The organism is Pseudomonas sp. G5(2012), from assembly GCF_000408945.1.
GTDB classification, from domain to species: Bacteria; Pseudomonadota; Gammaproteobacteria; order Pseudomonadales; family Pseudomonadaceae; genus Aquipseudomonas; species Aquipseudomonas umsongensis.
Window position 1 is genome coordinate 1 of the sequence record NZ_APIO01000181.1, and the last position, 6,740, is coordinate 6,740.

General features: G+C 61.7%; 8 protein-coding genes. 5 read left to right on the forward strand and 3 right to left on the reverse strand.

Annotated features, from left to right (window positions below; genetic code table 11):
* Positions 1 to 28 precede the first annotated feature (28 nt).
* A complete protein-coding gene (locus PG5_RS31915) occupies positions 29 to 658 on the reverse strand; it encodes a PQQ-binding-like beta-propeller repeat protein (protein WP_020801211.1) in 630 nt (209 codons plus the stop codon).
* Between the two features lie 35 nt (positions 659 to 693).
* Entirely contained in the window at positions 694 to 1,914 is a 1,221-nt protein-coding gene (locus PG5_RS31920; protein WP_020801212.1) for a hypothetical protein, read from the reverse strand.
* Between the two features lie 197 nt (positions 1,915 to 2,111).
* Between PG5_RS31920 and PG5_RS31925 the strand changes: the two genes are divergently transcribed.
* From PG5_RS31925 to PG5_RS31940, 4 genes are all read left to right on the forward strand, one after another.
* A complete protein-coding gene (locus PG5_RS31925; protein WP_042955953.1) occupies positions 2,112 to 2,567 on the forward strand; it encodes a glycine zipper 2TM domain-containing protein in 456 nt (151 codons plus the stop codon).
* 238 nt (positions 2,568 to 2,805) lie between these two features.
* A complete protein-coding gene (locus PG5_RS31930) occupies positions 2,806 to 3,258 on the forward strand; it encodes an Ohr family peroxiredoxin (protein ID WP_020801214.1) in 453 nt (150 codons plus the stop codon).
* Positions 3,259 to 3,323: 65 nt separating this feature from the next.
* Positions 3,324 to 3,776 (forward strand): Ohr family peroxiredoxin, encoded by a 453-nt coding sequence (locus tag PG5_RS31935; protein ID WP_020801215.1) that lies wholly within the window; start codon positions 3,324 to 3,326, stop codon positions 3,774 to 3,776.
* Between the two features lie 140 nt (positions 3,777 to 3,916).
* Positions 3,917 to 4,372 carry a MarR family winged helix-turn-helix transcriptional regulator gene (locus PG5_RS31940; RefSeq protein ID WP_020801216.1) on the forward strand — a complete coding sequence of 152 codons (456 nt, stop codon included), beginning with the start codon at positions 3,917 to 3,919 and terminating at the stop codon, positions 4,370 to 4,372.
* Between the two features lie 120 nt (positions 4,373 to 4,492).
* Here the strand turns inward: PG5_RS31940 and PG5_RS31945 are convergent, their stop codons facing one another.
* Entirely contained in the window at positions 4,493 to 5,593 is a 1,101-nt protein-coding gene (locus PG5_RS31945) for a polyamine ABC transporter substrate-binding protein (RefSeq protein WP_020801217.1), read from the reverse strand.
* A 362-nt stretch (positions 5,594 to 5,955) separates the two neighbouring features.
* Here PG5_RS31945 and PG5_RS31950 point away from each other — a divergent pair, with 362 nt between their 5' ends.
* Complete coding sequence (locus tag PG5_RS31950; protein WP_020801219.1) at positions 5,956 to 6,618, forward strand: glutathione S-transferase family protein; 663 nt, start codon at positions 5,956 to 5,958, stop codon at positions 6,616 to 6,618.
* Positions 6,619 to 6,740: the final 122 nt, after the last annotated feature.

The following is a 6,740-nucleotide window of genomic DNA, read 5'->3' on the forward strand; positions in this document are numbered from 1 at the left end:
GAGCGTGGGAACGATCACAATCAACCCATCAAGGCCGCTGCACCACCCTCAGCCGCCCACTGCTGCCGCCCCCACAGAAAAACCGCTCGCCACCGTCGGATTCCAGCCCCGACACCCCGATGCCGTCCGGCAGCCTGAGGCTTTCAAGCACTTCGCCGGTGTTCGGGTCGACCCGGCGCAATTCGCTCTCCTCGTCTTCCCAGGTGCCATGCCACAGCGCGCCCTCGACCCAGGTCACCCCCGTGACAAAACGGTTGGATTGCAGGGTACGCAGGATAGTCCCGGTCTCGGGGTCGATCTGGTGGATTTTCCGTTCGCGGTACTGGCCGACCCACAGCGAGCCTTCGGCCCATGTCAGCCCCGAATCGTTGCCACCGCCGGGGGCCGGGATCGTGGCCAGGACTTCTCCGGTACGAGGATCGACTTTCTGGATGCGGTCCTCGGCAATCTGGAACAGATGCTTACCATCGAAGGCGGTCCCGGCATGCGCAGCAACATCGAGGGAGCGCACCGTACGACCACTCTCGGGGTCCAGGGCGTAGAGCCTGTCGGTGGTTGCAAACCACACCTGCCGGCCGTCCCAGGTGACGCCGTGCACATCATCGACGTCGGCAAAGGGGCCATATTCACGCACAATTTCGGCGGCTGACTGTTTCATCTCGGTGTTCCTCCAAAGGGGTTGACGGGATCATCCTAGCCACCGGGCAGCGGAACCGGGAGTAACAAGGTCGTCGCGAAACCGGGCACCGGCGGGGTCACCCAGCGCCGTGCCCGTCCCTGTCCGAACGACTGCACCTTGCCCTTGGCTGCCAGCGCTTCGAGCGCGCGTTGCACTGCGCGCTGGCTGCTACCCAACGCCAGGGCCAAGGCCGAACTCGACCAGGACTCGCCGTCGCCAAGCAAGGCGAATACCGCTGCATACTTTTCTTCGACCGGTGGCGTGAGCAGCACCACGTCTGGTGAAACCTGAGCAACCAATGTGAACCCGCGTCGGGTGGCGATCACCGTAGCCAAGGGTTTCAACGCCGCGCGCAAGCGTCCGATTTCAACCCGCAGCCGGGCTCGATGGGATTCATCACTGAGTTTCAACCGAAAGGCCTGGGCGATGAGGGTCTCCCTGGGCACATCGCCCGGCCAGGCCTCGGCGAGTGCTCGCACCAGGGAAAACAGGATCGGACGCCTGGACAGGGAAACCGACATGCCCGCGCCACGCACGACATAGCGGCAAGCGTCCACCACCAGTGAAGTCGAGGCGAGCAGCGCTTCCACCTCGTCCAGCAACAGAGGCCGTTCTTCACCACGCACGAGCTGGTGCGCGGCGGGGCTGTTGAGAATGGAGGATGCACTTTCGACTTCTGCAGACAGCGCGGGAATGCCGGCGAGTTGCGCGGCGAGTTCGGCCCTGGCGAGCGCGGCCCGTGCGGCTTGTGAATGCAGGTGGCGCATCGCGATCCCTGCCACGACCAGCTCATGGGTCGCCCGCAAGGGTGGCGGCAACGTTGCCGGGTCCAGGTCAACGAGTTGCCCTTGGGCCTCATCGAGCCGGCCGATCAGCAACAAGCGACGGATGCCCAGATAACGCGCGTGGGCTGCATTGATAAGATCGCCGTGGGCTTGCAGCGTGACCCGCGCCGCTTCCAGCGCCTTCACCGGCCAACCAAGATCCCGCGAGGCCAGTGCGATCTCGGCTTCGGCGACGGTGCAGCGTGCCCGCGCCACGACTTCTTTCGGCCCAAAGGCCCGCGAGGCCATGCGTACCAGCGCTTTGGCCCGCACCAAATCCCCCAGTTGCGCCATGGCGATACCGCGCAGTGCCAGCGCGGGCGCATCGTCGCGCAGCGCGATCCGGTCCAGCGCACCCAGCGGATCGCCCGCCGCCAACGCCTGCGCTGCGGCGGTGATCAGCGAATCCATTGCAGTCCTGCCACGCGTGTCACTCCTGCCGTGATAAGTCCGTATGAGTCTATCTCACCCCTCAGTGAGCGTATCCGGCAGTACAGCCAGGCCCGCCGCCACAGGGCAGCGCGTCGAGGGCCCTGTGCTAGTCTCCTTCGTCAAACGCGCACTGATGCGTTTGAACGAACTGCTTCCCCCGGATGATGGAGTTCAACATGAAAAACATCGCTTCCTGGTTAACGATCACGCTTGTAAGTCTAGTGCTTTGCGCCTGCGCCGCCGTCGATGCTGGCAGCGGTGGCGCCGGCGAGATGGAAATCCGCTCAGGAAAAATCGAGCAGATCACCATGACGCAAATGCAGACCAACCACGACAGCGGCGTCGGCGCCATCCTTGGCGGACTCGCGGGCGTGGGAATCGGTAGCCTGATCGGTTCGGGCACCGGGCGAGATGTCACCATGGTCGCTGGCGCCCTTGCGGGTGCGGCGGGTGGCAACTACGCCGAGAAGAAAAAATACGATCAACCGCAACAGGCCCAGCAAATTATCGTGCGTACCAAGAGCGGCGTCCTGGTATCGGTAACGCAGCCGGTCAATGCCGCACTGAGCAAAGGCCAGAGTGTTTATATCGAAGGTACCGGCAACGAAGCCCGGGTAGTGCCGCAAAGCTGATCGCCTGTTGCACTCGAAATCCATGGTCACGCGTCAATGCTGATGCCCCGAGCCTGAACAGCTCGGGGCATTTTTCTTTCTGAATAAGCGGGCATCATTCGCTTCGACCGTCCGTCGTCCGGGCATGAAAATACCGCTTGACGTCGATTGAGATCTGGAGGACTATTATTTCCATCGGATGCGATCTAAGCGCACACGACATTACATACAACCTGACCGCACCCTTGAGGATTGACCCATGAGCAAGATCGAAAAAGTCCTGGCCACCGGCAAGACCCACACCACCCTGAGCAGCGCCGGCAACACCTCGCGCGGCCACAACGGCAACCTCGACATCGAACTGTCGACGCCAGGCTCCGCCCAGCCAGCCCATGTGTTCGCCGCCACCCAGCCGCACCCGAAAGCCGAGCAATTGTTCGCCGGGGCCTGGTCGGCCTGCTACACCGCGGCCGTCGGCCTGGTGGCCGCAGAGCGCAACATCGCGCTGCCGGCGGATCTGGCGGTCGACATCGAAGTGGACCTTGGCCAGACGGGCCCAGCGTACTTCCTCCAGGCCCGACTGACCCTGCGCGTGCCGGGGCTGGCACAGGACGTTGCAACGGAACTGGCGCATATCGCCGACTCCATTTGCCCCTATTCCAAGGCCACCCGCGGCAATATCGACGTTGCCCTGAACGTCATTACCGCATAATTAATATCGTATGCGATACTATCGTATACGAACAATATACCCACAGTAAACTTGAGGAACTCATCATGAGCAAGATCGAAAAAGTCCTGGCCACCGGCAAGACCCACACCACCCTGAGCAGCACCGGCACCACCTCGCGCGGCCATAAGGGCAACCTCGACATCGAATTGTCGTCCCCTGGCAGCGTCACACCGGCACATGTGTTCACCGGCGTACAACCGCACCCCAAGGCCGAGCAACTCTTCGCCGGAGCATGGTCGGCCTGCTACATCGCCGCGGTGGGCCTGGCCGCCCAACAGGCTAAGGTGTCATTGCCGGCCGACACGGCCGTGGACATCGAAGTCGACCTGGGCCAGACCGGCGCAGCCTACTTCCTCCAGGCCCGATTGACCCTGCGGGTGCCAGGCCTGTCACATGAAGTCGCGACCGAACTGGCGCACAACGCCGATGCGATCTGCCCGTACTCCAAGGCCACCCGCGGCAACATTGACGTGAGCATCAACGTGCAGACCGCGTGATGCACCGCACGGCCGGTTCGCCAGGGTTATCCCCGGTAACCGGCCGCTTGGGGGGCGGGACCCGGAGGTTTGGAGCACTTCCGACACCATCGCATACGACGTATAATTTCAGCGTCGCAGCCTGCCCAAAGAGAGACCCCATGAAAACCACCGACAAAACGTCCGCCCTGGATCTCAAGCTTTCCGATTTCCTGTGTTTTGCGGTCTATTCCACCAACCTCGCTTTCGGCAAGGCCTACAAGCCGATGCTCGAACGACTCGGCCTGACCTATACGCAATACATCACCCTCGTTGCGCTGTGGGAGCAGGACAACCAGACCGTCGGCAGCCTCGGGGAAAAACTGTTCCTGGAATCCAACACCCTCACCCCGATCCTGAAAAAGCTCGAAGCGATGGGTTACCTGCTGCGTCAGCGCGACCCGGAAGACGAACGCCAGGTACGAATCAGCCTGACCGACGCCGGTCGCCAGCTGCGCACAGAGCTGACGGAAGACGGCTTTCCGCAAACCGGCCTCGATCCCGACGATTTCGTGCAGATGCAGCAGGCGATCGTGGCGTTGCGCAACAACCTCATCCGCAACACCAAAGCCGTGTAGGAGCGAGCACGCTCGCGATGGTCGTCAACGATGACGCGGGGCACCTGACACCCCGCGGCGCTCTCAGGCTCATCGTCGGCACACCGCCCGGAGCATGCTCGCTCCGACAGGGGTTTAGGGTTATTTGTCCGACTTGATCGCCGTCCACACCCGCGTGCGCACCCGCTCCAGCTTCTGCGGCAACGGCTGCACGACATACAGGGTTTTGAGAGCCTCGGGGGTCGGCGTCAGGTTCGGGTTGCCGGTGATTTCCTTGTTGATCAGCGCCAGCGAGTCCTTGTTGGCATTCGGGTAACCGAGGAAGTCGCTGATCGGTGCGATGACGGTCGGGTCGAGCAAGGTGTTGAGAAACGCGTGGGCTTCATCGACGTTCTTCGCGCTCTTGGGAATGGCAAAGGTGTCGAACCAGATCGGCGCGCCCTCCTTGGGCAAGCGCCAATCGACCACCACGCCATTGCCGGCCTCCTTGGCGCGGTTGCCGAACTGGTAGAAGCTGCCGGAGTAGCCGATGGCCACGCAAATGTCACCGTTGGCGATATCGGTCATGTACTTGGCCGAGTTGAAGTAGGTGACATAAGGGCGAATCTTCAGCATCAGCGCCTTGGCCTTTTCGTAGTCCTCGGGGTTCTGGCTGTTGGGGTCCAGCCCCAGGTAATGCAGGGCCAGCGGCAGAATCTCGGAGGGCGAGTCGAGCATGGCAACACCACAGGCCTTGAGTTTTTCCATATTCTCGGGCTTGAACACCAGGTCCCAACTGTCCACCGGTGCATTCTCGCCCAGGACGGCCTTGACCTTCGCCGGGTTGAAGCCGATCAACACGGTGCCGTTCATGTAAGGCACGCCGTACTGGTTGCCGGGGTCGTTCTTGTCCAGCAACTTGAGCAGCGCCGGGTCCTGGTGTTTCCAGTTGGGCAGCCTGGTCTTGTCCAGTTTCTGGAACACACCGGCCTTGATCTGGGTTTCGATGAACTGATTCGACGGCACCACCAAGTCATAGCCGCTGTTGCCGGTCAGCAGCTTGGCCTCCAGGGATTCGTTGGTGTCGAAGGTGTCCCAGGTGACCTTGATCCCGGTTTTCTCGGCGAAGTCCTTGGGCACGGACGGCAGGATATAGTCCGCCCAGTTGTACACCCGCAATTCGCGCTGCTCGGCATGTACGGCACTGGCCAGCAGCGTCAGGCCGCAAACGGTGGCACCCAATAGGCGTTTGATTGTGTCCATGGATCAATTCCCCAAGTCAGCTCGATGGTTTTTATGTGCTGTACACAGCAGCGCCCGGCAAAACAGCCAAGGCAAGGAAGATCGGGTTCATAGTTATCGATGGGAGGCTCTTGCGCATCAGCCACCGGTTTTCGATTCTTGCCGACAGCCCCGCAGGTTCATAGCGCGGGGTTGGCCAAAAGGAGATCGTAATGGCCATTATCGGTGTCCGGGAGCATAGCCAATGGTCGCTACGCGAAACGTTTTCGGCAGCCTGGAATGCGGCGCAAACCTGCAGGCATGGCGAATACCGTGCCTGCGACTTAATCTGCCTGTCACAGCAATCACCCCGTGGGGCGCCCTCCCGCCCGAGGAGTTGACCGATGCCGCTGACCCTCTATTACCACCCGCTTTCGTCGTTCTGCCACAAAGTGCTGATCGCCCTCTACGAGTACGACATCGATTTCCAGCGGCGAGTCATCGATCTTTCCAGTGCAGCAGACCGCGCGGAGCTCGAGGCGTTATGGCCCCTGTGCAAGTTCCCGGTCATCCGCGATCACACGCACCCGCAGGGGTTGGCGGAATCGAGTGTCATCATCGAATACCTGGACCGCTTCCATGGAGGTGGGCGCTGCCTGCTGCCTGGTGATTGGGATACTGCCTTGCAAGTGCGCTTGTGGGATCGGTTTTTCGACCAGTACGTGCAAGTACCGCTGCAGCAGATAGTCGCCGATCGCATTCGCGCGACGAACGGCGACCTGAGCCGGGAACGGGCCATGCTCACCACGGCCTACGGCATGCTCGAGCGCCAGCTGGCTACGCGAACCTGGGTGGCCAGCCCGGACTTCAGCCTGGCCGATTGCGCCGCGGCCCCGGCCCTGTTCTATGCCAGTACCCTGGTGCCCTTCCCCGACGACTGCCAACACCTGAGCACGTATTTCGACAGGCTGGTACAACGGCCTTCATTCCGGCGCGTCATCGACGAAGCCAGGCCCTGGTTCGCCTTCTATCCATTTGCCGAGGCCATTCCCCAACGGTTTCGCTAACAACCTCATGCGCACACTGAAGGCGCTTATCGGGTGTATATCCATTGCTGCGGTAACGGCCACCTCCTTCAGGTGTACATATCCATTCCTGCGGTAACGGCTACCTAGGGTTTCGCCCTTAC

Coding starts and splice junctions, on each gene's coding strand:
- PG5_RS31950 (WP_020801219.1), top strand. CDS start 5,956: ATGCCGCTGACCCTCTATTACCACCCGCTTTCGTCGTTCTGCCACAAA.
- PG5_RS31945 (WP_020801217.1), bottom strand. CDS start 5,593: ATGGACACAATCAAACGCCTATTGGGTGCCACCGTTTGCGGCCTGACG.
- PG5_RS31925 (WP_042955953.1), top strand. CDS start 2,112: ATGAAAAACATCGCTTCCTGGTTAACGATCACGCTTGTAAGTCTAGTG.
- PG5_RS31930 (WP_020801214.1), top strand. CDS start 2,806: ATGAGCAAGATCGAAAAAGTCCTGGCCACCGGCAAGACCCACACCACC.
- PG5_RS31920 (WP_020801212.1), bottom strand. CDS start 1,914: ATGGATTCGCTGATCACCGCCGCAGCGCAGGCGTTGGCGGCGGGCGAT.
- PG5_RS31940 (WP_020801216.1), top strand. CDS start 3,917: ATGAAAACCACCGACAAAACGTCCGCCCTGGATCTCAAGCTTTCCGAT.
- PG5_RS31915 (WP_020801211.1), bottom strand. CDS start 658: ATGAAACAGTCAGCCGCCGAAATTGTGCGTGAATATGGCCCCTTTGCC.
- PG5_RS31935 (WP_020801215.1), top strand. CDS start 3,324: ATGAGCAAGATCGAAAAAGTCCTGGCCACCGGCAAGACCCACACCACC.